At 73.1% G+C, this 26,832-nt stretch carries 19 protein-coding genes and 1 pseudogene; 3 read left to right on the forward strand and 17 right to left on the reverse strand.

The window, feature by feature from the left end; genetic code table 11:
* Nucleotides 1–22: 22 nt before the first annotated feature.
* From Sco07f_RS14635 to Sco07f_RS14680, 10 genes are all read right to left on the reverse strand, one after another.
* Nucleotides 23–2,269: an FUSC family protein gene (locus Sco07f_RS14635; protein ID WP_167468094.1), complete on the reverse strand. Its 2,247-nt coding sequence runs from the start codon at nt 2,267–2,269 to the stop codon at nt 23–25.
* A 131-nt stretch (nt 2,270–2,400) separates the two neighbouring features.
* Nucleotides 2,401–3,777 carry an NAD(P)/FAD-dependent oxidoreductase gene (locus Sco07f_RS14640; protein ID WP_164143660.1) on the reverse strand — a complete coding sequence of 459 codons (1,377 nt, stop codon included), beginning with the start codon at nt 3,775–3,777 and terminating at the stop codon, nt 2,401–2,403.
* Between the two features lie 243 nt (nt 3,778–4,020).
* On the reverse strand, nt 4,021–5,754 hold the full coding sequence (locus Sco07f_RS14645) for a PP2C family protein-serine/threonine phosphatase (RefSeq protein WP_108988080.1): 1,734 nt from the start codon (nt 5,752–5,754) through the stop codon (nt 4,021–4,023).
* Nucleotides 5,751–6,815 (reverse strand): ATP-binding SpoIIE family protein phosphatase, encoded by a 1,065-nt coding sequence (locus tag Sco07f_RS14650; protein WP_108988081.1) that lies wholly within the window; start codon nt 6,813–6,815, stop codon nt 5,751–5,753. The genes Sco07f_RS14645 and Sco07f_RS14650 overlap by 4 nt, the downstream gene beginning before the upstream one ends.
* On the reverse strand, nt 6,815–7,255 hold the full coding sequence (locus tag Sco07f_RS14655) for an anti-sigma regulatory factor (RefSeq protein WP_007446573.1): 441 nt from the start codon (nt 7,253–7,255) through the stop codon (nt 6,815–6,817). The genes Sco07f_RS14650 and Sco07f_RS14655 overlap by 1 nt, the downstream gene beginning before the upstream one ends.
* On the reverse strand, nt 7,255–7,686 hold the full coding sequence (locus Sco07f_RS14660) for an STAS domain-containing protein (protein WP_108988082.1): 432 nt from the start codon (nt 7,684–7,686) through the stop codon (nt 7,255–7,257). Before Sco07f_RS14660 ends, Sco07f_RS14655 begins: the two co-directional genes overlap by 1 nt.
* Complete coding sequence (locus Sco07f_RS14665; protein WP_108988083.1) at nt 7,683–8,582, reverse strand: STAS domain-containing protein; 900 nt, start codon at nt 8,580–8,582, stop codon at nt 7,683–7,685. The genes Sco07f_RS14660 and Sco07f_RS14665 overlap by 4 nt, the downstream gene beginning before the upstream one ends.
* Before the next feature lie 155 nt (nt 8,583–8,737).
* Nucleotides 8,738–9,130 (reverse strand): STAS domain-containing protein, encoded by a 393-nt coding sequence (locus tag Sco07f_RS14670; RefSeq protein WP_007446567.1) that lies wholly within the window; start codon nt 9,128–9,130, stop codon nt 8,738–8,740.
* 119 nt (nt 9,131–9,249) lie between these two features.
* Nucleotides 9,250–11,733, reverse strand: a complete 2,484-nt coding sequence (locus tag Sco07f_RS14675; protein WP_108988084.1) for a SpoIIE family protein phosphatase — start codon at nt 11,731–11,733, stop codon at nt 9,250–9,252.
* Nucleotides 11,730–15,725 (reverse strand): HAMP domain-containing protein, encoded by a 3,996-nt coding sequence (locus Sco07f_RS14680; RefSeq protein ID WP_108988085.1) that lies wholly within the window; start codon nt 15,723–15,725, stop codon nt 11,730–11,732. Before Sco07f_RS14680 ends, Sco07f_RS14675 begins: the two co-directional genes overlap by 4 nt.
* Before the next feature lie 332 nt (nt 15,726–16,057).
* Between Sco07f_RS14680 and Sco07f_RS14685 the strand changes: the two genes are divergently transcribed.
* Together Sco07f_RS14685 and Sco07f_RS14690 are read left to right on the forward strand one after the other, a co-directional pair.
* A complete protein-coding gene (locus Sco07f_RS14685) occupies nt 16,058–16,429 on the forward strand; it encodes a hypothetical protein (protein ID WP_042825637.1) in 372 nt (123 codons plus the stop codon).
* A 43-nt stretch (nt 16,430–16,472) separates the two neighbouring features.
* Nucleotides 16,473–16,946, forward strand: a complete 474-nt coding sequence (locus tag Sco07f_RS14690) for an ATP-binding protein (RefSeq protein ID WP_007446585.1) — start codon at nt 16,473–16,475, stop codon at nt 16,944–16,946.
* Between the two features lie 8 nt (nt 16,947–16,954).
* Here Sco07f_RS14690 and Sco07f_RS14695 read toward each other — a convergent pair whose 3' ends face one another.
* The gene (locus tag Sco07f_RS14695; protein ID WP_007446592.1) at nt 16,955–17,389 is read right to left on the reverse strand and encodes an ATP-binding protein; all 435 of its coding nucleotides are present in this window, start codon (nt 17,387–17,389) and stop codon (nt 16,955–16,957) included.
* A gap of 130 nt (nt 17,390–17,519) precedes the next feature.
* Nucleotides 17,520–19,430, reverse strand: a complete 1,911-nt coding sequence (locus Sco07f_RS14700; RefSeq protein ID WP_108988086.1) for an AMP-dependent synthetase/ligase — start codon at nt 19,428–19,430, stop codon at nt 17,520–17,522.
* A gap of 153 nt (nt 19,431–19,583) precedes the next feature.
* Between Sco07f_RS14700 and Sco07f_RS14705 the strand changes: the two genes are divergently transcribed.
* Nucleotides 19,584–19,820 (forward strand): DUF6480 family protein, encoded by a 237-nt coding sequence (locus Sco07f_RS14705; RefSeq protein ID WP_007446583.1) that lies wholly within the window; start codon nt 19,584–19,586, stop codon nt 19,818–19,820.
* A 48-nt stretch (nt 19,821–19,868) separates the two neighbouring features.
* On the opposite strand, the gene Sco07f_RS14710 is transcribed toward Sco07f_RS14705, so the two are convergent.
* From Sco07f_RS14710 to Sco07f_RS14730, 5 genes and pseudogenes are all read right to left on the reverse strand, one after another.
* Complete coding sequence (locus Sco07f_RS14710) at nt 19,869–20,960, reverse strand: glutamate--cysteine ligase (RefSeq protein ID WP_108988087.1); 1,092 nt, start codon at nt 20,958–20,960, stop codon at nt 19,869–19,871.
* Between the two features lie 72 nt (nt 20,961–21,032).
* Entirely contained in the window at nt 21,033–23,258 is a 2,226-nt protein-coding gene (glgB, locus tag Sco07f_RS14715) for a 1,4-alpha-glucan branching enzyme (protein WP_108988088.1), read from the reverse strand.
* Nucleotides 23,259–23,261: 3 nt separating this feature from the next.
* Nucleotides 23,262–24,623 (reverse strand): maltokinase N-terminal cap-like domain-containing protein, encoded by a 1,362-nt coding sequence (locus Sco07f_RS14720; RefSeq protein WP_087792382.1) that lies wholly within the window; start codon nt 24,621–24,623, stop codon nt 23,262–23,264.
* A 28-nt stretch (nt 24,624–24,651) separates the two neighbouring features.
* On the reverse strand, nt 24,652–26,370 hold the full coding sequence (gene treS, locus Sco07f_RS14725; protein ID WP_087792383.1) for a maltose alpha-D-glucosyltransferase: 1,719 nt from the start codon (nt 26,368–26,370) through the stop codon (nt 24,652–24,654).
* Nucleotides 26,367–26,832 (reverse strand): annotated as a pseudogene (locus Sco07f_RS14730) (DUF3459 domain-containing protein); the annotation flags it as partial. The pseudogene Sco07f_RS14730 and the gene treS, both read right to left, overlap by 4 nt.

The raw sequence follows: 26,832 nt of genomic DNA on the forward strand, positions 1-26,832 counted from the left end.
CCTCACCACCCGGGTGGGACCGTCACCGCTGCGGCGCCCTGACGGGCACACCCAGCGGCCGGGCGAGGCCGACCACCGCCTCGTCCAGCCGCTCCAGGTGCCGCAGCACCCGGCCCGTGATGCGGCCGTAGCGCGCCACCCCGGCGGCGTCCGGCTCCAGCAGCGAGGCGATGCTCGGCCCGGTCTCCACCTCCGTCCCCGCGTCGTCGTCGGCGACATGGGCGGCGATCGCCTCGATGTTGCGCACCGTGCGCCGCACCGCGCCGCGCAGCCGCGGGTCGGCCGCGATCGACGGATGGGTGGGCAGCAGTTCGGCGGTCGCCGCCAGCGACCGCGCGTGATAGGCACAGGTCTCCAGCAGCGCCACCACGTACTGGGCCGTGTCGCGCCTGGCCCGCAGCGGCGTGATCGGGTGGGTCAGCGGCTGGGTGGCGGCGCGCAGATCGCCGAGCGCCTGGTCCAGGTCGCGCGCCGTGTCCAGCAGATCGGCCTCCGGGCCGCCGCTGAGCTGGTCGACGGCACCCTCCGTCACGTCGGTGAGCCGCTCCAGGACCGTGCCGAGCAGTTCGTTCGTACGCCGGTCGGTGCGGATCGGCAGCACCAGCGCCGCCGCCACGATCCCGCAGGCCGCGCCGAGCGCCGTCTCCTCCACCCGCAGCAGCAGCACCGACATGCTGTAGGTGTGCAGCAGCGTGTACAGCAGCCCGAGCATCGCGGTGACGAAGAACGACATCAGCGTGTAGGACAGCGGCGCCGTGTAGAACATCGCGAAGATCAGCACCAGCACCAGGCCGAACGCCGTCCAGGTGTGGTTGCCGACCAGACCGGCCAGCACGATGCCCGCCACCACGCCCAGCACGGTGCCCAGCAGCCGGCGGTAGCCCTTGACGAGGATCTCACCGGTGGAAGCGGTGTTGATGAAGACGATCCAGCAGGTGAGCACCGCCCAGTACCAGCGCTGCGTGGACAGCAGCTCCCCGCCGGCGATGGCCAGCGACGACCCCACGGCCACCTGCACCGCGGCGCGCGTGGTGGGCCGCCGCAGCCCGGTCTGCTCCTCCTCCGGCGCCGCCTCCTCGCCGGCGTCGATGGCCGCGTCCTCGGCGTCCAGTTCCTCGCGGGACCTGGCGGTGGCCGGTGAGTCGTCGGACTCGTCCTGCGGCCCGTCCAGCGCGATCCTGAGGCCCATGACGGCGCGCGCCGTCTCGCCGATGCCCCGGAACACGTCCTGGACGGCGGCGGTCGCCTCGGGCAGGTTCTCCTCGTCCCGGTAGCCGAGCAGCCGGTTGCGCAGATGGGACAGCGCGGTGCCGCGTGCCTCGGCGGGCGGGCGCAGCACCAGGGCGCGCAGCGCCGTCAGATCGCGGCGCAGCGTCTCCGTGGCCTCGCCGGGCGCCGGCGAACTGCCCACGCTGGGGGCGGGCGCGCCCGGCAGGTGCAGGGTCAGGGTGTCCGCCCGCTCGGCGCTGCGCGCGGTCAGCAGCAGCAGACCGAGTCGCTCGGCGGCGATCTCGGCGTCCGCGATGCGCCGCTGCACCAGGCGTGCCGTGGACGCGTCGGGCGTGCCCTCCTCCAGCCGCGACTGGATCAGAAGGGCCGTCTCGTGCAGGCGCGCGGTGCCCTCGCGCAGCCGCTCCAGCGTCTTGTCGATGGCGTCGGGACCGGCGTCCAGCAACTCGATCTGCGTGGCGATCAGCTGGGCCAGCCGGGCCCGGAACGCCTGCCGCAGCAGGCCCAGGATGCGCGCCGGCGTCGCCGGGACCACCCCGAAACGCACCACCGCGCTGGACGCGAACGCCACCGCGACGGCGGCCCACAGCCCCGGCAGCCCGGACACCTTCCCGCCGACGAACAGCGACACGAAGTAGACCTGGAAGCCGATCAGCCCGAGGGCCGTGCCCCGGTCGCCGAACCGGCGGACGAAGACCGCGCAGAAGATGAGGACGACGAAGAAGGCGTCCCCGATGACGACCCGTGAGGCGAGCAGGGTGCTCAGCGAGACCGAGGCCAGGGCGACGGGCAGGCCGAGCGCCAGCGTGACGGCCTGCGGACCCGGTTCCTTCTCCCGGATGGCGAAGGTCGCGACCATCGCCGTCATGGCGCCCGCCACCAGATGCTTGACGTCCACGCCGGACAGGGCGAGCACACCCAGCGTCAGCGCGATGGCGCCGACCGTCCGCAAGCCCGCCGTCAGCCGCAACAGCCCGGGGTCGGACGCGGCGACGCGGTCGCGCAGCCGTGTCCGCGCCGGGCGTCCCGCTGCCTTCACGCCGCCGAACACTCTCCCGATTCAGCCGGCCCTCACAGCCGGTTCCAGCCATGTCCCGGCCGGTTCACGCCGAGATCCACTTCTCAGCATGTCATGCCCCGGTCCGGCACGGGCCGCGGGGGCGACCGCGGTCACAACTCCGCCCGGTCCGCCCCCTCGACCCGCTCCCGCACCTGTTCCGGCGTCAGATAGGCGTCGGTGTACTCGAAGTCCTTGAGCTTGGCCGGCTTGCGGGCCTGGAAACCGGTGCGTACGAAATCGTCCCCCGCGATCGCGTTCAGCGCCCAGTCGGCCGCCACCCGCGCCTTGGCCACCCCCGTGCGCAGCGCCGACCAGTGGTACCCGCGGGCCACCGCCTGCGCGGGCAGGCCCTTCAGCTCGACGCCGAGCGGCTTGGAGACCGCGTCGGCGCCGCCGAGGTCGACGACGAGACCGAGGTCCTTGTGCACGTACGGCCGCATCGGCTGGTTGCGCAGAGTGGCGATGAGGTTCTCGGCGACGTGCCGGCCCTGCCGCATGGCGTGCTGCGCGGTGGGCGGGCAGACGGCACCCTCCTGTCCCTTGGCGAGGTCGGGCACGGCCGCGGAGTCGCCGAGCGCGAACACCCCGTCGTGGTCCGGCAGGCACATCTCCGCGGTGACCGCGAGCCGTCCCTTGACCGTCTCCGCGCCGAGCGTGGCGATCAGCGGGCTCGCGACCACGCCCGCCGTCCAGATCAGCGTGCGGGTGGGCACCACCCGGCCGTCCGTGAAGGTGACCTCCTCCTCCCCGGCCTTGGCGATGGACACGCCCAGGGAGATCTCGATGCCGCGCCGCGTGAGGATCCGCTGCGCGTCCCGCCCGAGCTGCTCGCCCAGCTCCGGCATCAGCTTCGGCGCGATGTCGATCAGATGCCACTTGATCAGCGCCGGGTCCAGCCGCGTGTAGCGCTTGACGGCCGCGTGCGTCAGCCGTTGCAGGCACGCCGCGGTCTCGGTGCCCGCGTAGCCGCCGCCCACCACCACGAACTGCAGCCGGGACGCGCGCTCCACGGGGTCCTCGCTGGCGTCGGCGAGGTCCAGCTGGGAGATGACGTGATCGCGGACGTAGGCGGCCTCCGCGAGCGTCTTCATGCCGAACGCGTGGTCGGTCAGTCCGGGGATGTCGAAGGTGCGGGTGATGCTGCCGGGCGCCAGCACGATGTAGTCGTAGGGCTCGTTGACGATCCGGTCGGTGATGGTGCGCACCACGCAGACCTTCGCCTTCAGGTCCACGCCGATGGCGCCGCCCGGGATGATCCGGGTCCGGTACCTGCTGCTGCGGCGCAGCGAGAGCGCGATCGACTGGGGGGTGAGCACCCCGGCGGCGACGTGCGGCAGCAACGGCAGATAGAGCTGGTAGGAGAACGGGGTCACCAGAGTGATCTCGGCCTCGCTCGGCGAGAGCCTGCGTTCCAGACGACGGACGCACTCCACGCCGGCGAAACCTGCGCCGACCACCAGGATCCTGGGTCGTGTCACGGTGTTCATCCCTTCCTGCGGCTCCGGGGCGGTCCGCCGCGAACGCCATTCGCCTGCCCGAGGATCGCCTCTTCGCACCTCGCCGATGTCACCTCGCCCCATGTCACCGTGCCCGGACCGCTTCGGCCAGCCGGGTGCGGCAGGCAGGCGACACGGCCCGGTGCGGGCAGGGGACAGGCCCGGTCACCACCATGCCCCGCCCCGCCCGGGAACGCACCGGGCGGGAGCGAACCGCGTGAAAACGGTGCGGGGTCAGCCGCGACCGCGCAGGTGACACAGCAGGAGACACACGTCGTCGTCGCGTTCGGAGTCGCTGAGCATCGGACGCAGGATCCCCTCCGCCGAACCCTCCAGATCGGCGTCCAGCTCGGCCGGTCCGAACGACCCGAGCGCCTGCGTCAGCCGCGCGATGCCCGGGTCTATGCCGCGGGCGCGGCGCTCCACCAGCCCGTCCGTGTACAGCGCGAGCGTCGAACCGGGCGCCATGGGGACCGTGTGGTCCGCGATCTCCTGCCGCAGCGGGATGCCGAGCATCGCACCGGGCTTCGCGTCCAGCGTCCGGACCCGTCCGTCCGGGGTGCGCAGCACCGGCGGCGGATGACCGGCCGCCGCCCAGGTCACGCTCGGGTCGTCGGGGTGGAAGCGCGCGATGACGGCGGTGGCGAACAGGTCGGGCTGGAGGTGGTGCAGGAAGGTGTGCAGACGGGTCAGCAACTGCCCGGGGCTGCCGCCGTCCACCGCGTAGGCGCGCAGGGCGGTGCGCAGCTGACTCATCATCACGGCCGCGCGCAGCCCGTGCCCGGTCACGTCCCCGACCACGGCGATGACACCGCCGTCCGGCTGGCGGAACGCGTCGTACCAGTCGCCGCCGATGTTCAGCCCGTGGGTGGCCGGCAGATAGCGCGCGGCCAGCGTGAGTCCGGGCGGGGCCGGCAACTCGGTCAGCAGGGCCCGCTGCAGCGTCTCGGCGATGTCGCGGTTGTGCTGGTAGCGCTGGGCGTGGTCGATCGCGATGCTGGCCCGCCGGGTCAGCTCGACCAGCATGACGGCGTCGTCCGGGTCCCAGCGCTCCCCGGGCGGCGACAGGGTCACCACACCCAGCGGTGCCTGCCGCGTCGGCAGCGGGATGCACAGCAGGGGCCGCTCCGGGGCCAGCGCCGAGGGCGGCTGGTCGTCGACGCCGGGCAGCCCGCCGGGGTGCGCCGCGGCGTACTGCGGCCGTCCGGTGCGGGCGGCGACCACCGCGGCGGCCGCGTGGGCGGGGCCCGGCCGGTTGCCGTCCTGGTCGAACAGCCAGATGTCCACGCTCGCCGCGTACTCCGGCACCAGCAGCTCCGGCAGCCGGCGCACGATCTCGTGATGGTCCAGCGACGCCGTCAGCACCGCGCTCGCGTCGGCCAGGAAGGTCAGCCTGCGCCGGGCGTTCTCCGCCTCGGTGCGCGCCTTGCGCTCGGCGGCGAACGCCTCGCGCTGGGCCCGTCCGGCGGCGTCCAGTTCGGCGTGCAGCGCCACCACGCCCTGGTTCGTCTGCTGCAACTCCTCCCGGTGGAAGTCGACCAGGTCCTCCTGCTCGGTGAGCCGCTCCAGGACCAGCGCCGTGTCCTCGTCGGCCCCCAGCAGGGCCTGAGCCAGCTCCGCCGGGTCGTCCACCGCACCGTCGGTGCGGACGTCCGGCGCCGCTTCCGGGCACGGCACCGTGACCCGCCACGGCGGCTGCCCGGCGGCGGCCGCCTCCGGCGACGGCGTCACCACGGCGTGCAGCACGTGCTCCCCGGCTCCCGCGGCCGGGCGGGAGTCGGTGCCCGTCTCCAGGGTGAGCCGCCAGGTGCCGCCCTTGGTCAGGCACAGCCGCAGCTGTGCGCCGAGCGAGGCCGTCAGCCGCGTCCGCTCCACGGGCGGCACGCCGCAGGCCGTCGCCAGCCGTGCGGTGGCGATGCGCGCCAGGGCCGCGTCGGTGACGTCGCTGATCTGCCAGGTTCGGGTCATGGGCCATCCGGCGGGGTCGGGGCCAGCACGGCGACGGCGGTGTCGTCCCGCACGGGCCGGGCCGGGCTGCTGGCGTCACGGATCGTCACGGCGGCGGTCACCGCCGGGTCGGCCGAGGTGCGGCACGTGTCGGACGTCGGCGACCACCGGCTCGGCAGACCGTCGCTGTGCAGGACCAGCACCCGGTCGTCCGCCCAGGCCGACTCCTCCTCGCGCAGCGTGGTGGGCCGGTGGGTGCCGACGATGCCGGGGCGCGACACCAGATGCCGCCAGGTGCCGCCCTCGCACAGCCGCGCCCCGATGTTGCCCACACCGGTGAACCTGAGCACCGACGCCCGTGCGTCGACCTGGGCCACCGCGACGGCCGCGCCGCGGGTGCCGGACAGCGCCCGGTCGAGCCGCCGCACCACCTCGGCCGGCGGCAGGTGGGCCGAGCCCCGCAGCGCCTCCACGGCGGCGGTCGAGGCATGGGCCGCCTCCGGGCCGTGACCGAGACCGTCGGCCAGCATCAGCGTGACGAGGTCCCCGTCCCGGACCCAGGCCCAGGCGTCGCCCGAGTACTCGGCGCCGCCGAACGGGACGTTCACCGCGCCGGCCCGCAGCCGGCCCGCCGGTCCGGGATCGAAGGCGCGGATCTCGGGCACCGGGCCCACCCGGGCGACGACGACCGTGCCCCGGCCGGGGACGCTGTGCAGGTCGAAGTCGTCGGCGAGGCGCGCACAGGTGCCGAGCCCCGCACCGAGGGAGCCCGTGGTGGTGAAGCCGTCACGCAGCGCGGCGGACACGTCGGCGATCCCGGGGCCGTGGTCGACCGTGGCGATCTGCACCCGCGGCGCCGTGTCCCGGCCGGCCGCGAGGACGGGCGGGGCGACCACGTCGACGACCACCCGGCCGCCCCCGGCGTGCTTGAGCAGGTTGGTGGCCAGCTCGGTCGCCACCAGCGCCGCCGTCGAGGTCCGCTGCTCGTCGAGACCGGCCAGGGCCGCCGCGTGCTCCGCGGCCACCCGGGCGTCGCGCACCCGGGTCGAGTCGTGCACCGGTACGTCCCACACGCGGGGCATCAGGACTCCTCACGCGGGCGGGGCGGCCGGCCCACCCAGGACGTCACCCGCACCGTCGTCCCGGCGCCCGGCGTGCTCTCGATCCCGAACTCGTGCACCAGACGCCGGGCACCGCCCAGCCCCATGCCCAGACCGCCGCCGGAGGTGAAGCCGTCGCTGAGCGCCTGCTCCAGGTCCGGGATGCCGGGCCCCTCGTCGCTGAAGGTCAGCCGCAGCCCGTGCGTGGTCCCCTCGACGAGCGGCTCCGTCTCCATGGTGCCGCCACCGCCGTACACGAGCGTGTTGCGGGCCAGCTCACTGGCCGCCGTGACCAGCTTGGTCTGGTCCACCAGGCCGAAGCCGAGCTGGGCGGCCGCCTGCCGCACATGCTGTCGCACCCACACCAGATCCATGTCCGAACGGATCGGCAGGCGGGCCTGGGAGCCCGCGGCAGTGTGCATCACAAACGCTCCTGGCCGAGTCCGCCGAAGCGGGACGACGGGGCCTGCTGCCTGAGGACCTCCATGGCCACATCGGTGCTGAGCGCGGTGTGCACGCCCGGCAGCGTCAGGCCCAGCTCCACCAGCGTGATGGCGACCGCCGGACGCATGCCGACCAGCACGGTCCGCGCGGCCAGCAGGCCGGTCTGCCCGGCGATCTCGGCCAGGATCCGGCCGAGGAAGGAATCGACGATCTCCACGCCGGAGACGTCGATGATCACGCCCGTGGCACCGCTGCGCACGATCGTCTCGGCGAGGTCCTCCTGGAGCTGCTGCGCGGTGCTGTCGTGCAGATCGCCCTGAAGCGTGACCAGAAGGACCTCACCGAGCCGGAGCACCGGAACATGCCCTGTCACCGGAGCCCCCTGGGCCCCGGGAAACCCCTGGCTCACCGCGCGACCGAACCGTTCGTGCCGGGCGTCACGATGCCGACACCGAGCTGGTGCAGCACGTACCCCAGCGCGTCGGCGAGGCTCGCCCGGGTGACCACCGTGCCGAGGTCCAGACCCAGATGGACCATGGTCTGCGCGATCGCGGGCCGGATGCCGGAGACGATGCACTCGGCGCCCATCAGCCGGGCCGCCGCGACCGTCTTCATCAGGTGCTGCGCCACCAGCGAGTCCACGGTCGGAACGCCGGTGATGTCGAGGATCGCGTAGCGCGCCTGCTGCTCGACGATGGACTCCAGCAGGGTCTCCATCACCACCTGGCTGCGCGCGCTGTCCAGCGTGCCGATCAGCGGCACGGCCACGATGCCGTCCCACAGCTTGATGACCGGCGTGGCCACCTCGAGCAGCTGGAGCCGCTGGCGGTCGATCAGCGCCTGCCCCTCGCTCAGCGCCGTCTGCATGACCACGACCCGCAGGGTGCCCATCAGCACGTTCAGCGTGGTGACACAGGACCGCACGTGCTCGACCGCGGCATCCTCCGGCAGGTCGGCCACGAGGAGGTTCTCGACGGGCGGACGCAGCGCGGCCAGCTCGCTCGACACCTGTGCGGTGCTCAGCCCGGCGCGCGAGCGGGCCGCGCCCATCCGCGCCAACTGCTCGCGCACCGCCGTGAACCCGGCGGCGTCCGGGTCCTCCACCCGCGCCGCGTCCGCCACTTGTGCCAGTGCGTCCACGACGGCCTTGCCCGCCTCGACCGCCTCGTCGCGCGAGACGGTGAACACCGCCCGGAACAAGGGCTCGTCCGCCCAGCGCTGGGCGATCTGCTCACCACGACGCCGCAGAAAGTCCCTGACCTCGCGCGTCGGCGCTCCCGCGGTTCCCTCGGCCTGTTCCGGCACCTGTCCCACTCCTCATGCGCGTTGCGCCGCACCCGCCCCCACGGGGCGGCGTGCCGGCGACGTGACTCTGCCGGGCGACAACTGTATCCACCCGCCGACCTCGCACGACACCTGCTTCCGTACGACGGGCTCGGAGGAGACGCGGGGCGGCCGGCTCAGGCGTCGGGCACCCGCGGACCCTCCGGGTGCGCGTCGACGCGGGCCAGCGCCTCGTCGACGCTGCCGGAGACCGGCACCGTGATGCTCACCCCCGTCAGGTCCAGGACGCGCAGCACCGCCGGGGCCGGCGAGATGATGTGCACACTGCCCGGCAGATCGCGGGCCTCCTGGTAGACGCGCAGGATGATGTTCATGCCGGACGAGTCCATGAACGGCACCTCCGACAGATCCAGCAGGAAGTGCCTGCGGCCGTGGTGGAGTTGGTTGGCCAGGTGGTGCTGGAACTCGGTCGCCGTGTCGACGTCCAGGTAACCCTCCACCTTGAGCAGCGCGACGTCCTCCCGCGGCAGCGTCACCTCGACGGACAGCGGGTTCTGGGCTATGGGCACGTGTACCTCCAACAACGCGGCGGCGCGGCGGGCCGTCGTGTGGCCCACCGCGCCGGGCGGATACCCCCGAATCCCGACTCCACACCCTGCCGGCCGGGGCCCGGTTTCCGCGCGCGGCGTCACCCGACCCGGATGCCCACCAGACACGTGTCGTCGTCCGTGTCCGACCTGCTGTAGGTGAGCAGCCGGTCCAGATGCTGGTCCAGGGTGGTCGGCGTCGGGCGCACCGTGCTCAGCAGCTGGGCCAGCGCCTCCTCCACCGGGCGGTCGCGGCGCTCGATCAGCCCGTCGGTGTACATGAGCAGGGTGTCCCCGGCGGCCAGCTGCGCCTCGGCCTCCTCGTACGCCGCCTCCGCCACCGCCCCCAGCAGCATGCCCCTGACCAGCGGCAGCGGCTCCGCCCCCGGGCCCCGTACGAGTACGGGCGGCAGGTGGCCCGCCCTCGCCCAGCGCAGGCTGCGCCGGGCCGGGTCGTACAGGCCGCACACCGCCGTGGCGGTGACCCCGCCCGTCAGATGGTGCGCCACGATGTTGAGCCAGGACAGCAGCTGCCCCGGCCCCGCCCCGGTCACCGCGAGACCGCGCAGCGCGTTGCGCAGCACCACCATGCTGGTCGCCGCCTCTATCCCGTGCCCCGCGACGTCCCCCACGCACAGCAGCACGAGACCGCTCGGCAGCATCACCGCGTCGTACCAGTCGCCGCCGACCAGCTGCTCCGTCTCCGCGGGCCGGTAGCGGACGGCGACCTGGAGGTCCGGCACCTGGAGGGGAGTCTGGGCGGGCGGCATGATGGCGTGCTGCAGTTGCAGGGTGAGCCGGGCGCGCTCGACGGCCTGCTGCTCGGTGTGGGCCAGCTGGTCGCGGGTCGCGGCGAGCGCCACCTCCGTCCAGTGCTGCGCGGAGATGTCCTGGCAGGCCCCCCGTACGAGGAGCAGCCGGTCGTCGGTGTCCAGGACCGGCTCGGCCACTACGCGCACGTGCCGGGTCACCCCGTCGGGCCGCCGCAGCCGGAACGCCGCCGACGCCGGCCGCCGGTGGTGCAGCAGCGTGCGCAGAAACCGCCCGATGGCCACGGCGTCGTCCGGGTGGGCGTGGGCGGCCAGCTCCTCCAGCGGCACCGGCGTGCTCGTGTGCGGACGCCCGTACAGGTCGAAGAGCTGCCCGTTCCAGGTGATCTCTCCGGTCAGCAGGTTCTCCTCGAAGCCGCCGATGCGGCCGAGCCGCTGGGCGTGCTGGAGGAGGCTGGCCAGCCGGGCCGTCTCGTCCTCGATGCGCCAGATGAGCAGGACGGCGTTGCCGTGCCGGCTGACGCTGATGTCCGCGACAGCCGACAGCGGCACCTGGTCCACCAGGGCGGTCAGGTTCAGGTGCCGGGCCCGGAACGGCTCGCCGGTGGCGTACACCCGCTCCACGTTCTGGAACAGCTCGCTGTCCCCGGCGGCCATCGGGTACGCCTCGAGGAGCAGCGCGCCCCCCACGACGGCACGCGGCCGCCCGGCCGGGTCCATGAAGCGCTTGTTCACGTGCTGGATGCGGAAGTCCGCCAGATGGCCGGACGCGTCCAGGTGCGGCACCAGGACGAGGGCGGGGTCGTGCAGCCCGTCGGCCAGGTCCATCAGCTCCACCGCGTCCGGGATGACCCGCGGCTCCTGCCCGGGGCCGCGCGGCGGCGTGTACGACTCCAGGGTGTGCGCGCACAGCTCCGCCAGCGCCTCCACCTGCCGGACCACCTGGGGCGGCTGCGGGGGCAGCGGCGCCGGCCAGGCGATCTCCAGCACGCCGTGGATGCGCCCCCCGGTACCGGCGGGCACGGCGACCCTGCCGCCGTCCGGGTACTGGTGCCGGCCCACACTGGGCAGCCCCGTCCCGGCGAGCGACGCGAACCACTGCCCCGACCGCTCGGTCAGCCCGCACCGGGCCACCGTCGCCACGTCCGGCGGCACGTAGCGCCAGCGGGCAGCCTCGGCGGGCGGGAACCCGGCGCTGCCCGCCAGGGTGAGCGCACCGTCGTACCCGGCCGCCCAGATGGCCACCGCGACCGCGCCGAGCGGGCGCAGCGCCTGCTCGAGCAGCGCGTCGGCGACGGCCTGGGTGTCGTCCGCGGCCAGCGCGCCGCTCTCGGCGGCCCGCAGACGTACGGCGGCCGACTCGGCCACCGCCTCCGGGCCCTCCGGCCCCGCCGCGCCGTCCGCGCGCCGCGGGCCGTCCGCCTCGCGCGCACCGTCTTCGGGGACGGTGGTCCGCACGGCGGCGGTGGCCGCGAGGAACGCCTCCGTCACCTCCGACATGCGGTCGCGGGCGGCCTGGTTGATGACGTCGACGGCGAACTCCAGCGGCGTCGCCCGGGACTGTTCGGCCAGTTCGGCGAGCTGCCGGGCGGCCTCGGCCGGACCGCAGCCGAGCCGCGCGACCAGGACGCCCTTGGCCAGCTCGATCAGCGCCCGGCCCTCGGCCTCCGCCTGGGCGGCCCGCACCTCGCGGCTGAGCCGGTCGACCGTGGCCGCCAGCCTGCCCACGGGCGACAGCGGGGCCATGCCGACCGGGTCGGACACGTCCCGCCGGACCGCGCCGGCCGGATCGCCGGGCTGCTCGGGGGTGCTCATGCGGGCAGCCACCGTCGGACGCAGGCGATGAGGTCCCGGGTGTCGACGGGCTTGGTGACGTAGTCGCTGGCGCCCGAGGCGAGACTCTTCTCCCGGTCGCCGGGCATCGCCTTCGCCGTGACCGCGATGATCGGCAGCTCGGCGTACCGCGGGATGCGGCGGATCTCGGCCGTCGCGGTGTAGCCGTCCATCTCCGGCATCATCACGTCCATCAGGACCAGCGCCACGTCGGGGTGGTCCACGAGCGTCTCGATGCCCCGGCGGCCGTTCTCCGCGTGCAGCACCCGGAACCCGTGCAGCTCCAGGATCCCGCTGAGCGCGAAGAGGTTGCGCGCGTCGTCGTCGACGACGAGGACCGTGTGCCCGGTGGGCGGGTCCTGGCCGGCCCGCGGGTCCGGGGCCGGCGGCTCGTCCGGGCGGACCAGCGACAGCACGTCCCCGGGCTCCTCGGCGGCCAGGTGCAGGGCGATGCGCTCGCGCAGTTCGTCGAGGCCGGCCAGGAACTCCAGGGTCCGGCCGGCCGAGCCCGAGCGCAGGTCCTCCTCCAGGGCGGCGTCCGCGCGGTGCCCGCTGTGCACGAGCACCGGCACGCTCGCCAGCGCCGAGTCGCCCCGCAGGGCGTCCAGGAACCGGGACGCCTCGCTGTCCGGCATGCCCAGCTCCAGGACGACGCAGTGGCACGGCTCGGCGGCCAGCGCCCCGGCGGCCTCCTCGGCGCCCACCGCCGTGATGACGTCGAGCGGCGGCCGGTCGCCCGCGTCGTCGCGCCCGTGCGTCAGATCGGCGACGACGCTCTCCGCGACGAGGGTGAGCAGCCCGCGCGGACGCTCCTCCACGACGAGCAGGCGCCGCGGCCGCTGCCGGTGGCCGCCGGCCGGCTCGGCCACCGGCAGCGGACGGTCGAGCACGTCGGCGGACGCGTCGGCCGGGATCCGTTCCGTGCCGCGGGCCAGCAGGTCCTCGAAGTCGGGCCGGGCCACCGGCAGGTACAGCGTGAAGGTGCTGCCCCGGTCGGGCGTGCTGTCCACCGTCACGGCGCCGCCCAGCAGTTGGGCGATCTCCCGCGTGATGGACAGCCCGAGCCCGGTACCGCCGTACTTGCGGCTCGTCGTGCCGTCCGCCTGCTGGAACGCGCCGAAGATCGACTCCAGGTTCTGCTCGGGGATGCCGATGCCCGTGTCCTTCACCCGGAAGGCCACCACGGGCCCGCCCCGGACGACGCCCCTGGGCACCTCGCCGTCGGGCGCCGGCTCGACGGAGAGCTCCACGCCGCCGCGCTCGGTGAACTTCACCGCGTTGGACAGCAGGTTGCGCAGCACCTGACGCAGCCGGGAGTCGTCGGTCAGCAGGTCCGCCGGTGCCCCGGGGGCCGTCGCGACCGTGAAATCCAGGCCCTTCTGGCTCGTCATGGGCCGGAACGTGGCCTCGACGTACTCGATGAGCCGGCCCAGCGTCACGCGCTCGGGGGAGACGTCCATCTTCCCCGCCTCGACCTTCGACAGGTCCAGGATGTCGTTGATCAGTTGCAGCAGGTCGGAGCCCGCCGAGTGGATGATGCCCGCGTACTCGACCTGCTTCGGGGTGAGGTTGCGCGAGGGGTTCTGGGCGAGCAACTGGGCCAGGATGAGCAGGCTGTTGAGCGGGGTCCGCAGCTCGTGGCTCATGTTGGCCAGGAACTCGGACTTGTACTTCGAGGCCAGCGACAGCTGCTGGGCGCGTGCCTCCAGCTCCTGCCGGGCCTGCTCGATCTGCAGGTTCTTCGCCTCGATGTCCCGGTTCTGCGCCGCGAGCAGGGACGCCTTGTCCTCCAGCTCGGCGTTGGAGTGCTGCAACTCCTCCTGCTGCGTCTGCAACTCCGCGGAACGGGCCTGGAGCTCGCCGGTCAGGCGCTGCGACTCGGCGAGGAGTTCGTCGGTACGGGCGTTGGCCACGATCGTGTTGACGTTCACGCCGATGGTCTCCATCAGCAGTTCCAGGAAGTCCTGGTTGATCTGGCTGAACGGGACGACCGAGGCGAGCTCGATGACACCGAGGACCTGTCCCTCGACGACGATGGGCAGCAGCACCAGCGCCGCCGGCACCACCTCGCCGAGCCCCGAGGAGATGGTCAGGTAGCCCGGCGGCAGCTCGTTCACCATGATGGTGCGCCGGCTGCGCGCGGCCTGGCCGACCAGGGTGCGGCCGAAGGCGATGCGGGTGGGTCTGGCCGTGTCCTCCGGGTAGCCGTAGGAGCCGACGAGCCGCAGCTCGGGACCGTCGTCGCCGTCCTCGGCCAGGTAGAAGGCGCCGTACTGGGCCGACACCAGCGGCACCAGCTCGTCCATGATCAGCTCGGCGACGACGGGCAGGTCCCGGTGGCCCTGCATGAGGCCGGAGATGCGGGCGAGGTTGGTCTTGAGCCAGTCCTGCTCCTGGTTGGCCCGCGTGGTCTCGCGCAGGGACTCCACCATCGCGTTGATGTTGTCCTTGAGCTCGGCGACCTCGCCGGAGGCCTCCACGTTGACCGAGCGGGTCAGGTCGCCCTCGGCGACGGCGGAGGTGACCTCGGCGATCGCGCGGACCTGGCGGGTCAGGTTGCCGGCCAGTTCGTTGACGTTCTCCGTGAGGCGCTTCCAGGTGCCGGAGACGCCCTCCACCTCGGCCTGGCCGCCGAGCCGGCCCTCGGTGCCCACCTCGCGGGCCACGCGGGTGACCTCGTCGGCGAAGGCGGAGAGCTGGTCGACCATGGTGTTGATGGTCGTCTTGAGTTCGAGGATCTCGCCGCGCGCGTCGACGTCGATCTTCTTCGACAGGTCGCCCCGGGCCACCGCCGTCGTCACCAGGGCGATGTTGCGCACCTGGTTGGTGAGGTTGTTGGCCATCGAGTTGACGTTGTCGGTGAGGTCCTTCCAGGTCCCGGCGACGTTCGGCACGTGCGCCTGGCCGCCCAGGCGTCCGTCGGTGCCGACCTCGCGGGCGACGCGGGTGACCTCGTCGGCGAACGCGGACAGCGTGTCCACCATCGTGTTGATCACGTCGGCCAGCGCCGCGACCTCGCCCTCGGCGTCCACGGTGATCCGCTGCGACAGGTCGCCCCGGGCCACGGCGGTGGCCACCTGGGCGATGGAGCGGACCTGGCCGGTCAGGTTGGACGCCATCACGTTGACGTTGTCGGTGAGGTCCTTCCAGGTGCCCGACACCCCGCGCACCCGGGCCTGCCCGCCCAGGTTGCCCGCCGTGCCGACCTCGCGGGCGACGCGGGTGACCTCGTCGGCGAAGGCGGAGAGCTGGTCGACCATGGTGTTGATGGTGTTCTTCAGCTCGAGGATCTCACCGCGGGCGTCCACGGTGATCTTCTGGGAGAGGTCTCCCTGGGCCACGGCGGTCGCCACCTGGGCGACGTTGCGGACCTGGTTGGTCAGGTTGCCCGCCATGAAGTTCACCGAGTCGGTGAGGTCGCGCCACGTGCCCCGCACGCCCTGGACGTCGGCCTGGCCGCCGAGCCGTCCGTCGGTGCCGACCTCGCGGGCGACGCGGGTGACCTCGTCGGCGAAGGCGGAGAGCTGGTCGACCATGGTGTTGATGGTGTTCTTCAGCTCGAGGATCTCGCCCCGGGCGTCCACGTCGATCTTCTGCGAGAGGTCGCCCTTGGCGACCGCGGTGGCCACCTGGGCGATGTCACGGACCTGGGTGGTGAGGTTGCCCGCCATGGCGTTGACCGAGTCCGTCAGGTCGGCCCAGGTGCCGGAGACCCCCGGCACCCGCGCCTGTCCGCCGAGCCGTCCGTCGGTGCCGACCTCGCGGGAGACGCGGGTGACCTCGGAGGTGAACACGGACAACTGGTCCACCATGCCGTTGAAGACCTTGGCGATGTCGCCCATCAGGCCGTCCGCGTCGTCCGGCAGACGGGTGCCGAAGTCGCCGTCCCGCACGGCCGTCAGGCCCGCCAGGAGACGGCGCAACTCCTGGTCGCCGGGAACCGCGTCGACGGATCCGGTGCTGTCGCTGGTCATGCCTGCCCTCGTTCCGCTCCCCGGGAGTCCTCGCGGCGAGGACTCACCACCCCCTCCGGACCGCTCGCGCGGTCCGGCCCTTCCGTGCCCACGTCCGCGCGGCCCACGGATTGCCCCCAGCAGAAAAATACGTCAGAGGCTAACCCAGGTGCCGGGTGCGGACAAAGCCACGTGTCACCCGGCGGAACGCGTACCCCCGCACGGGTCACGCCGAGCGGCCGCCGGGCCCGAATGCGTCGGCCCGGGCCGGGTATCAGCTGCTGTGGAGCCGGTCCGGCCCAGCGCGCCCGCCCGGCTCCACGGTCGTCACCGACACGGGAGGGAAGGACGGCGTGCCGATGGAGAGCATCTGGTCGTACGCGGCGGACAGCGGTCACGAGGCGGGAGCGGACCTGACGGGCCTCACCGTCGTCGCCGACGACGGCACCGTCGGGCACGTGGACCGGCAGGCCGAGCACTTCGGCATGCCGCACCTCGTCGTCGACACCGGGGTCTGGGTGTTCGGCCGCAGCGTCCTCGTGCCGGTCGGCGTGGTCCGGAGCATCGACGCCCGGGCCCGTACGGTCACGCTGAACTGCACCAGGGCCCAGGTCAAGGCCGCGCCCAGGTTCCGGACCGACAGCGAGACGATGGACCGGGACTACCTGGTGTCCGTCGGCGACTACTACCACCGGCTGCCGCCGCGGGAGAGCCCCGCGACCTGACCGGACCGAACGACAGCAAGAGGAAACCGGGGAAACCACAGACATGCGACCAGCCGACCGGACCACCACGCCCCGCACGGCCGTCACCGCACCACCCGACCTCGCGCCCTTCGCCGTACCGGCGCCGGGCACCGGGGCCGGCGCGGCGGCCGCACGGGCGTACGCGGAGTCGGTGGCGCGGACGTGCTGGGGCGGCCAGGGCCGCGAGGTGCGCGAGGAGGACGTCGTCGACCTGCTGCTCGTGGTCTCGGAACTGGTGACCAACGCGATCCGGCACGGCGACGGACTGACCGGCTTCGAGGTCCGGCCCACGGACGAGGGACTGTGGATCGCCGTCCACGACAACAACGACGTGGTGCCCAGGGACGCCCGCACGTTCCCCACCCCCCACCCCGGGGGCGGTTACGGCTGGCCCCTCGTCGCCCGCCTCGCCCGGGACGTCGCCGTCGACCTGCGTCCGGGGGGCGGCAAGACGATCAGTGCGCTGGTACCCCTGCGCGCCGCGGCCGCCGGGTGACCGAGCGGTCACCAGGGCAGGAAGACGTGGATGTCCTTGCCCCGTTCCCCGGTGACGACGCTGACCTGGTCGGACAGCGTGTGGATCAGGTGCCAGCCGATGCCGCCGCCGCCCTTGCTGGGGCGGAAGGGACGCGGCGCGGGCTCCGTCGTACTGGTGTCGTGCATCACGACGTGCACGCCGTCGAAGGTACGGCGCAGCCGCAGCTGGAACGGCCCCGGAGCGTACTGCACGGCGTTCGCCGCCAGCTCCGTGACGACGAGGAGTATGTCGTCCCAGTGCTCGGGCGCCGCGGGCGGCGCCGCCCGGGCGAGATCGTAGAGGAACTCCTCCGCGACCAGCCGCGCACCGGTCACGTTGTGCAGCTCCCCGGTGAAGCTGGCGGTGCGGTTCGTGATCTCCTCGGAAGCCAGTGTCCTGTCCCAACGCGACTCGGCTGCCATTGCGCCTTCCCGGCCCGGCACCGGCCGGGCGCCGTCCCTTCTGCTTCGCATTCCCTCCGTTGTAAGTTCCCGTGCCGGCCGGACCTAGTCGCCTCGGTGTCACCCGGCCACGGGCGGGACAAACGCCGGATCAGCGGAGGAACACGTTGTCGGAGTCCTCCCAGCCGGCCGGTTCCCGGGACGGAGGCCGCTCCGGCCGGCGGTGCGAGCGCGCCTCGTACATCGCGTCGATCTCCAGGGAGTAGGTCCGCACGATCTCGTCCCGCCTCAGCTTCATCGACGGCGTGAGCAGTCCGCCCGCCACGTCGAACGGGTCGGGCAGGACCCGGAAGACCCTGATGGACTCCGAACGCGACACCGCGCTGTTGGCCGCGGCCACGGCCCGCGCGATCTCCTCCCCGAGCGCGTTCTCCTCGCGCGCCTCCCGGGCCGGGGCGTCGCCCGGCAGGGCCAGCGCCGCCCGCCAGTGCGCCAGGTACTCCGGGTCCAGCGTGATCAGCGCACCGACGCAGGGCCGGTTGTCGCCCACCACCACCGCCTGGTGGATCAGCGGGTGCATCCGCAGGCGCTGCTCCAGGGCGGCCGGGGCCACGCTCTTGCCGCCGCTGGTGATGATGATGTCCTTCTTGCGCCCGGTGATCGCCAGGTAGTTCTCGTCGTCCAGGTGCCCGAGGTCGCCGGTGGCCAGCCACCCGCCGCGCATCACCCCGCGGGTGGCCGCCTCGTCCCCGATGTACCCCTGGAACAGCGACGGCCCCCGCACCAGGATCTCCCCGTCGTCGGCCACCCGGATCTCCATGCCGGGCAGCACCTGCCCCACGGTGCCGGACTTCTCCCGGCCCCAGGGCTGCATCGTCAGTCCGCCGCTGGTCTCCGTCAGGCCGTAGCCGTCGTGGACGTAGACGCCGATGCCCTCGTAGAAGAGGGAGAGCTCGCGGCTGAGCGGCGAACCGCCGGACGTGGCCCGGCCCACCCGGCCGCCCAGCGCGTCGCGCAGCCGCCGGTAGACCGTCCGCTCGTACAGGGCGTGCTGGAGCCGCAGGTCGAGGCCGGGCCCGGGCCCCCTGCCGAGGCGCCGGCGCTCGAGTGCGGCGGCGAAGTCCCGAGCCGTGCCCGCGGCCCGCTCGAACAGGGCGCCGCGCCCCGCCTGCTGGGCGGCGCGCAGGAAGTTCTTGTAGATCTTCTCCAGGACCGACGGCACGGCGTACAGATACGTCGGGCGGAAGGAACACAGGGCGGAGGAGAGCGCCTCCCCGGTCATCGCCGGCTCGTGCGCCATGAGGAGCCCGCCCCGCACGCACAGGCTCTGGATCATCAGCCCGTACACGTGCGAGAAGGGGAGGAAGGCGAGGACCGCGCCCTGCTCTCCCGGCGGCGCCACCGTGTGGCCCCAGCCCGCGAGCAGGGTGTCGCACGGTCCGGCCAGACCCCGGTGGCTCAGCGCACAGCCCAGGGCGCGGCCGGAGGTGCCCGAGGTGTAGGCGACCACCGCGGTGGAGTCCGGCAGCACGATGCGGCGCATCGAGTCGACCGTGGCGAACGGAAGGAACGCACCGCGCTCCGCCAGCGCGTCCAGCGCGCCCGCGTCCAGCTGCCAGACGTGGCGCAGGGCCGGCAGCGACGCGCACACCGAGCCGACCGTCATCACGCTCTGCTCGTCCTCGACCAGGACGCCGACGCAGCCCGCGTCCCGCAGGATCCACTCGACCTGGTCGCGCGACGAGGTCGGGTAGACCGGCACGACCTCGGCACCCACCGTCCACAGGGCGTAGCTGAAGACCGTCCACTCGTACCGGGTGCGGGCCAGGATCGCCACCCGGTCGCCCGGCGAGATCCCGCTCGCGATCAGGCCCTTCGCCACGGCGACCACCTGGTCGCGGAACTCCACGGCCGTCACCTCGTCCCAGCGGGCGGAGCCGGGGCCCCGGCGGCGGGCGAGCATCGGCAGGGCCGGCGTGCGGGCGGCCGTCTCGAAGAGGCTGTCGGCGAGTCCGCCGGTCAGCGGCGGGACAGCCGGGGGAGCGAGAGCGGGGTCGCGCATGCGCCGGCTCCTGACGTGTACGGACGGTGACGTGGCCGACGGGTACCGTGGTCGGCGGTGCTCGGAGGCTAGCCCAGCCGCGGGCGACGGGGGGCCGGGACGGCAGAAGTGTTCTCACCCGGTGATCCGGCCGGATCGGGGGACCCGGGAGACATGACCTACGTGAACCCCGACCCCGACCCCCGGCTCAGCACCGGCCTGGAGCCCGGCGGCGGCGTGCCGCCGGGGGAGACCCCGCCGGCGGAGAGCAGCATGCCCGAGGCCGGCCCCCAGGACCTGCTCAGCAACCCTGCCAAGGGCTGGGCCAAGGGGCCGATGACCCTGATCCTCGCGGTCGTGCTGATCTTCGCGGCGGGTCTCCTGGGCTACGCCCTGGTCCTGATCTACTGACCGGTCCGCCCTCCCGACCGGCCCACCGGCCCCCTGTCCGGTGATGTCTCAGACCGCCTGGGTCCGGCGCACGCACGCGGCGACGACCTCCCGCAGGCTGCCCGTGCGGTCCAGCAGTTCGCGCTGCACCCGGGCGCCGTTGCCGTGCCGCAACAGCTCGTCGACACCCTCGCGCACCCGCTCGAGGTCGCCCGCGGCCGCGAGGGCCTCCGCGGTGTGCTCCAGCAGTGCCCGCAGGACCGTCCCGGCGGGCATCCGCCGCATGGTCGCGGGGTGGAGCAGCTCACTCGTCAGGCCGGACCGGGCGGCCCGCCAGGCCGCGAGCCGGAGCAGGCTCACGCTGGTCCCGGCCGGTTCCGCCCCGTCGCGCCACTCCCGGGCCGCGGTGTCGACCAGCGCGCGGGCGAGCGCGGCGACGACGACGGCCGTCGAGGCGTCCAGACACACGTCCGCGACCCGGAACTCGACCGTCGGGTACCGCTGGGAGAGCCGGATGTCGAAGTAGACCATCCCGTCGTCGAGGATCGTCCCGGTGGCGAGCATGTCCGCGACCCGGCGGTGGTAGCGCTCCGCCGAGCCGAACAGCTCCGTGGGACCGGCCGACGGCCAGCGCTGCCAGACCCGGCTGCGATAGCTGCTGTACGAGGAGTCGCGGCCCTGCCAGAACGGCGAGTTCGCGCTCAGCGCGGCCAGCACCGGCAGCCACGGCCGCACGCGGTCGATCACCGCGACGCCCTCCTCGTCGGACTCGACCGAGACGTGCACGTGGCAGCCCAGGACCAGCTGCTCGTGGACCACGACGCCGTACTGCTCGGCCATCCACTCGTAGCGCCGGTTCACGCCGATGGAGGGCGTCACCGGCAGCGGTGACGTGGCGAGCGCGGCGACGGCGCAGCCGATCCCCCCGGCGTGCCGCCCGGCCTCCTCACGGCACCGGACGATCTCCGCGTGCAGCCGCGCCATGTCCGCCTGCGGATGCGTGGCGAACTCGAGCATCTGCTCGTGCAGCTCCTTCTCGAAGACGTCCTGCCCGGCGTCGTCCAGCGAGACCCGGGCGAGCACGGCGGCGGACAGCGCCCGCGGCTCACCGGTCGCGGGATCGACCAGGAGGAGTTCCTCCTCCACTCCGACGGTGCGCACGTGATGCCGCCTTTCTGTGGGCCGGTGCCACCGACCGACTGCCCCGGGCAGCCGGTCGGACACCTGGTCGCCTCACAGCGCGTACGGCGTCAGCCAGACCGTCGCCAGCGGAGGCAGCGTGATCCGGATGCTCCCGTCCTCCGGCTTGACCGGGTCGGGGTTGGCCACGCCGCTGCCGCCGTACTCCTCGGCGTCGGTGTTGAGCACCTCCTGCCAGGCGACGGCCTCGTCGCCGACGGCGAGCCCGTACTCGTGCCGGACGACCGGGGAGAAGTTGGACACCGCCAGCAGCGGAGTGCCGTCCGCGCCGTACCGCAGGAACGCGAAGACGTTGTCCTCGGCCGCGTCCACCGACACCCACCGGAAGCCGGCCGGGTCGGTGTCGCGCTGCCACAGGGCCGGCGTCCGCGCGTAGCGGGTGTTCAGCTCGCGCACCAGCTCCTGGACGCCGCGGTGGTCGCCCGCCGAGTGGTACCCCTCGTCCAGCAGCCACCACTCCGGGCCCTGCTTCTCCGACCACTCGGCGCCCTGCGCGAACTCCTGCCCCATGAACAGCAGCTGCTTGCCGGGGTGGGCCCACATGAAGCCCAGGTAGGCACGCACGTTCGCGCGCCGCTGCCACCAGTCGCCCGGCATCTTCGACACCAGCGCCTGCTTGCCGTGCACCACCTCGTCGTGCGAGATCGGCAGCACGTAGTTCTCGCTGTACGCGTACACCATCGAGAACGTCATCTCGTGGTGGTGGTACTTGCGGTGCACCGGCTCGTGGGCGGCGTACTCCAGCGAGTCGTGCATCCAGCCCATGTTCCACTTCAGGCCGAAGCCGAGCCCGCCGGTGTCGGTGGGCCGGGTCACGCCGCCCCACGCGGTCGACTCCTCGGCGATGGTCACCACGCCGGGGCAGCGCCGGTAGAGGGTCGCGTTCATCTCCTGGAGGAAGGCCATGGCCGCCAGGTCCTCCCGGCCGCCGTACTGGTTGGGCTCCCACTGGCCGGAGTCGCGCGAGTAGTCCAGGTACAGCATCGAGGCGACGGCGTCCACGCGCAGCCCGTCGATGTGGAACTCCTCGCACCAGTACACGGCGTTCGCCACGAGGAAGTTGCGCACCTCGGTCCGTGCGAAGTCGAAGGTGTACGTGCCCCAGTCCGGGTGGGTCGCGCGCCGGTCGTCCCCGGGCTCGTACAGCGGGTCGCCGTCGAAGCGGCCCAGCGCCCAGTCGTCCTTGGGGAAGTGCGCCGGCACCCAGTCCATGATCACGCCGATCCCGGCCCGGTGCAGCGCGTCGACCAGGAAGCGGAAGTCGTCCGGCGAGCCGAGGCGTGCGGTCGGCGCGTAGAAGCCGGTGACCTGGTAGCCCCAGGACGGCCCGTAGGGGTGCTCGGCGACCGGCATCAGCTCGACGTGCGTGAAGCCGAGGTCCTTCACGTAGGCGGGCAGTTCCTCGGCCAGCTCGCGGTAGGTGAGCCCCGGCCGCCAGGAGGGCAGGTGCACCTCGTACACCGAGAACGGCGCCTCGTGCACGGGCGTGTCGGCGCGGGTCCGCATCCACCGGGCGTCGCCCCACTCGTAGCGCGAGGCGGTCACCACGGACGCGGTGTTCGGCGGCTCCTCGGCCGCGCGGGCCATCGGGTCGGCCTTCAGGAACCGCTGCCCGTACCGCGAGTGGATCTCGAACTTGTACCGGGTGCCCTCGCCGACGCCCGGCAGGAACAGCTCCCACACCCCGGACGAACCCAGCGAACGCATCGGGAAGGCGGTGCCGTCCCAGTGCGTGAAGTCGGTCGCGACCCGCACTCCCTGGGCGTTCGGCGCCCACACCGTGAACCGGGTTCCGGTGACGCCCTCGTGGGTCATCGGCTCCGCGCCGAGGGCCTGCCACAGCTGCTCGTGCCGCCCCTCGGCGATCAGGTGCAGGTCCAGCTCGCCGAGAGCGGGCAGGAAGCGGTACGGGTCGTGCGTCTCCTGCGGCTCACCCTGTTCGTACGCCACCACCAGGGTGTACGCGGGAACCCGGGCCAGCGGCAGGACGGCGGAGAACAGGCCGTCCCCCTCCGACACGAGGGCGTGGCGCTCGCCGTCCACGACCACGCCCACCTCGCGGGCGAAGGGGCGCAGGGCCCGGAAGGCGACGCCGCCGGGCACCGGGTGGGCGCCGAGCAGGGCGTGCGGGTCGTGGTGGGCGCCCGCCAGCAGGCGCCCGCGGTCGGTGTCGTCCAGCGGCGGCGCGGTCGCGCACGCACCGGGTGCGTGCGGGGCCGGGGCGGACGGCTCGGGGATCGAGGTGTCGCGGAGGGCCACGGTTCAGTCTCCTCTCACGGCGAGTCGTTCGATCGCCGCCATGGGTACGGGAAGCCAGTCGGGACGGTGCCGGGCCTCGTACAGCACCTCGTACACCGCGCGGTCCGTCTCGTAGGCGCGCAGCAGGCCGTGCTTCTTGCGGGGGTCCCACCCGGCGCGGGCGGCATAGCCCGCGCAGAACGCCTCCCGGCAGCGGCGCGCCCACTCCGGGCGCCACGGGCGGCGCTGCCGGGCGGCGTAGTCGAAGGAGCGCAGCATCCCCGCGATGTCGCGGACGGGGGAGTGGGCGCTGCGCCGCTCGGCCAGCGGGCGCGAGGGCTCGCCCTCGAAGTCGATGACGAACCAGTCCCGGCCGGCCCGCAGCACCTGACCGAGGTGCAGGTCGCCGTGGATGCGCTGGGCGGGCGGCCCCGAGTCGCAGGTGGACAGCGCCGCGAAGGCGGCCCGCAGACCCGGGACGAAGGGTTGCAGCGCGGGCACGCAGTGCGCGGCCGAGGTGAGGCGCTCGGTCATCGCCGCCGCGGTGCGGCCGTTCTCGCCGGGGGCGCCGACCGGGAAGGCGGAGGCCAGCGCGAGGTGCACGTCGCCCATCGCCCGCCCCAGCTCGTGCGCCTGCACGGTGAACTCGTCCCCGGCGGCGAGCGCGTTCAGGGCGAGGGTCCAGCCGTCGGAGGCTCCCGGCAGGAACGGCTGGAGCACGCCCAGCGTCGCCCCGTACGGATGGGTCGTGCGCATCCACGCCACCGGTGCGGGGACCCGCCCGCAGCCCTGCCGGGCCAGCGCGTCCGGCACCTCCAGGTCGGGGTTGACCCCGGGCTGGACGCGCCGGAAGAGCTTCAGGATGAACTCGTCGCCGTAGATCAGCGAGGAGTTGGACTGCTCGGCGTCCAGCAGCCGAGGTGCGAGACCCCCGGGCACCGGGCGGGCGGGGTCGGCCTCGAAGCGCAGCGGTCCCGCCTTGCCGGGATGCCGCAGCCGTTCCAGGAGCAGCTGGGCGGTGCGCGGGTCGTGCAGCGCGTCGTAGACCGTCCGCCCGGCCAGCGGACCGTCCTGCACCTGCCCGATGATCGCCCGGCCCAGGCGCGGCGACGGCTGCTCGCGCACGCCGAGCAGCAGCTGGTAGCAGTCCCCGGCCGGCGGGGCGCCGCCCGGTGAGGGCACGGAGCCGTGCCCGGTGTGCACCAGGAGGTGCAGACAGCCGGGGAACAGCTCGGTCATCGACAGCAGACCCAGCTCGGCCACGGGCCGGTCCTTGCCGGCGAACCAGCGCTGGCGCGGCAGCCACTGGCGCAGCAACTCGCCGAGCGACGCCATCGGCTCGGCGAGCTGCCCGCGTCTGGGGCGCAGGGGTGCGGTCTTCGGCATGGTGACGCGTCCTTTCCTCGGCCCACGCTCAAGCGCGGCGGCCGATGCGGGATGCGACTCGGGTGAGCCGGAACCAGTAGAAGCCGTGGCCCCCGAGGGTCAGCAGGTACGGCAGTTCACCGATGGCGGGGAAGCGGACCCCGCCGAACAGCTCGACCGGATGGCGTCCGGCGAACTCGCGCAGGTCGAGCTCGGTGGGCTGGGCGAACCGCGCGAAGTTGTTCACGCACAGGACCAGGTCGTCCTCGTACTCCCGCAGGAAGGCCAGGACGGCGGGGTTGGAGGAGGGCAGTTCGGTGTAGGTGCCGAGGCCGAAGGCGGGGTTCTGCTTGCGGATCTCGATCATGCGGCGGGTCCAGTGCAGCAGGGACGAGGGCGAGGCCATGGACGCCTCGACGTTCGTCACCTGGTAGCCGTAGACCGGGTCCATGATCGTGGGCAGGTAGAGGCGCCCCGGGTCGCAGGTCGAGAAGCCGGCGTTGCGGTCCGGGGTCCACTGCATGGGGGTGCGCACGGCGTCGCGGTCGCCGAGCCAGATGTTGTCGCCCATGCCGATCTCGTCGCCGTAGTAGAGGATCGGTGATCCGGGGAGGGCGAGGAGCAGCGCGGTGAACAGCTCGATCTGGTCGCGGTCGTTGTCCAGCAGGGTGGCGAGCCTGCGGCGGATGCCGATGTTGGCGCGCATCCGCGGGTCCTTGGCGTACTCCGCGTACATGTAGTCGCGCTCTTCGTCGGTGACCATTTCCAGGGTCAGCTCGTCGTGGTTGCGCAGGAAGATGCCCCACTGGCAGCCGGACGGGATGGCCGGGGTCTTGGCGAGGATTTCCGAGACCGGGTAGCGGGACTCGCGGCGTACGGCCATGAAGATGCGGGGCATGACCGGGAAGTGGAAGGCCATGTGGCACTCGTCGCCGCCGACGGAGTAGTCGCCGAAGTAGTCGACCACGTCCTCCGGCCACTGGTTGGCCTCGGCCAGCAGCACGGTGTCCGGGTACTGCGCGTCGATCTCGCGGCGCACCCGCTTGAGGAACGCGTGCGAGGCGGGCAGGTTCTCGCAGTTGGTGCCCTCCTCGGCGTACAGGTAGGGCACCGCGTCGAGACGGTAGCCGTCCACGCCCAGGTCCAGCCAGAACTTCAGGGCGGCCAGCATCTCCTCCTGCACGGCCGGGTTCTCGTAGTTGAGGTCCGGCTGGTGGGAGAAGAACCGGTGCCAGTAGTACTGGCCGCGGACCGGGTCGTAGGTCCAGTTGGACGCCTCGGTGTCGACGAAGATGATGCGGGCGTCGGCGTACCGGGTGTCGTCGTCGGCCCAGACGTAGTAGTCGCCGTAGGGGCCGTCCGGGTTCTTGCGGGACTCCTGGAACCACGGATGCTGGTCGCTGGTGTGGTTCATGACGAAGTCGATGATCACGCGGATGCCGCGCTGGTGCGCCGCGTCGATGAAGGCGACGAAGTCGGCGAGGTCGCCGAACTCGGGCAGGACGGCGGTGTAGTCGGAGACGTCGTAACCACCGTCGCGCAGCGGCGACTTGAAGAAGGGCGGGAGCCACAGGCAGTCCACGCCCAGCCATTGCAGGTAGTCCAGTTTGGCGGTCAGGCCCTTGAGGTCGCCGACGCCGTCGCCGTTGCTGTCCTGGAAGGAGCGGACGAGGACCTCGTAGAAGACGGCTCGTTTGAACCAGTCCGGGTGCCGGTCCCCCGCGGGGGTGTCCTCGAAGGTGTCCGGCACGGGCTCGTTGACGGTCATGAGGCTCCTGCCCCTCCGTTCTGCGGCGCGCCGGCGGACGGCCGCCGGACGTGGAAGACGTGGGCGGGAGCCCGGCCGGGTTCGAGCCGCACGTAGTTCGTCCGGCCCCAGTGGTAGGTCCGATCCGTGAGTTCGTCGTGGACCGGCACGGACGCGTGCCGGTCCAGGCCGAGCTGCGGCATGTCGAGCGAGATCGTGGCCTCCTGGGTGTGATGCGGATCGAGGTTGGCGACCACCAGCACGACATCGGACCCCTCGCGCTTGCTGTACGCGATGAGTGCGTCGTTGTCGGTGTGGTGGAAGTGGAGGTTCCGCAGCCGGTGCAGCGCGGGATGGGTGCGCCGGATGGTGTTGAGCTGGGTGACGAGGGGGGCGATGGTGGTGCCCTCGCGGTCGGCGCGGGCCCAGTCGCGGGGTTTGAGCTGGTATTTCTCGCTGTCGAGGTATTCCTCGCCGCCCTGG

It is taken from the genome of Streptomyces coelicoflavus, assembly GCF_003112555.1.
Lineage (GTDB): Bacteria > Actinomycetota > Actinomycetes > Streptomycetales > Streptomycetaceae > Streptomyces > Streptomyces coelicoflavus.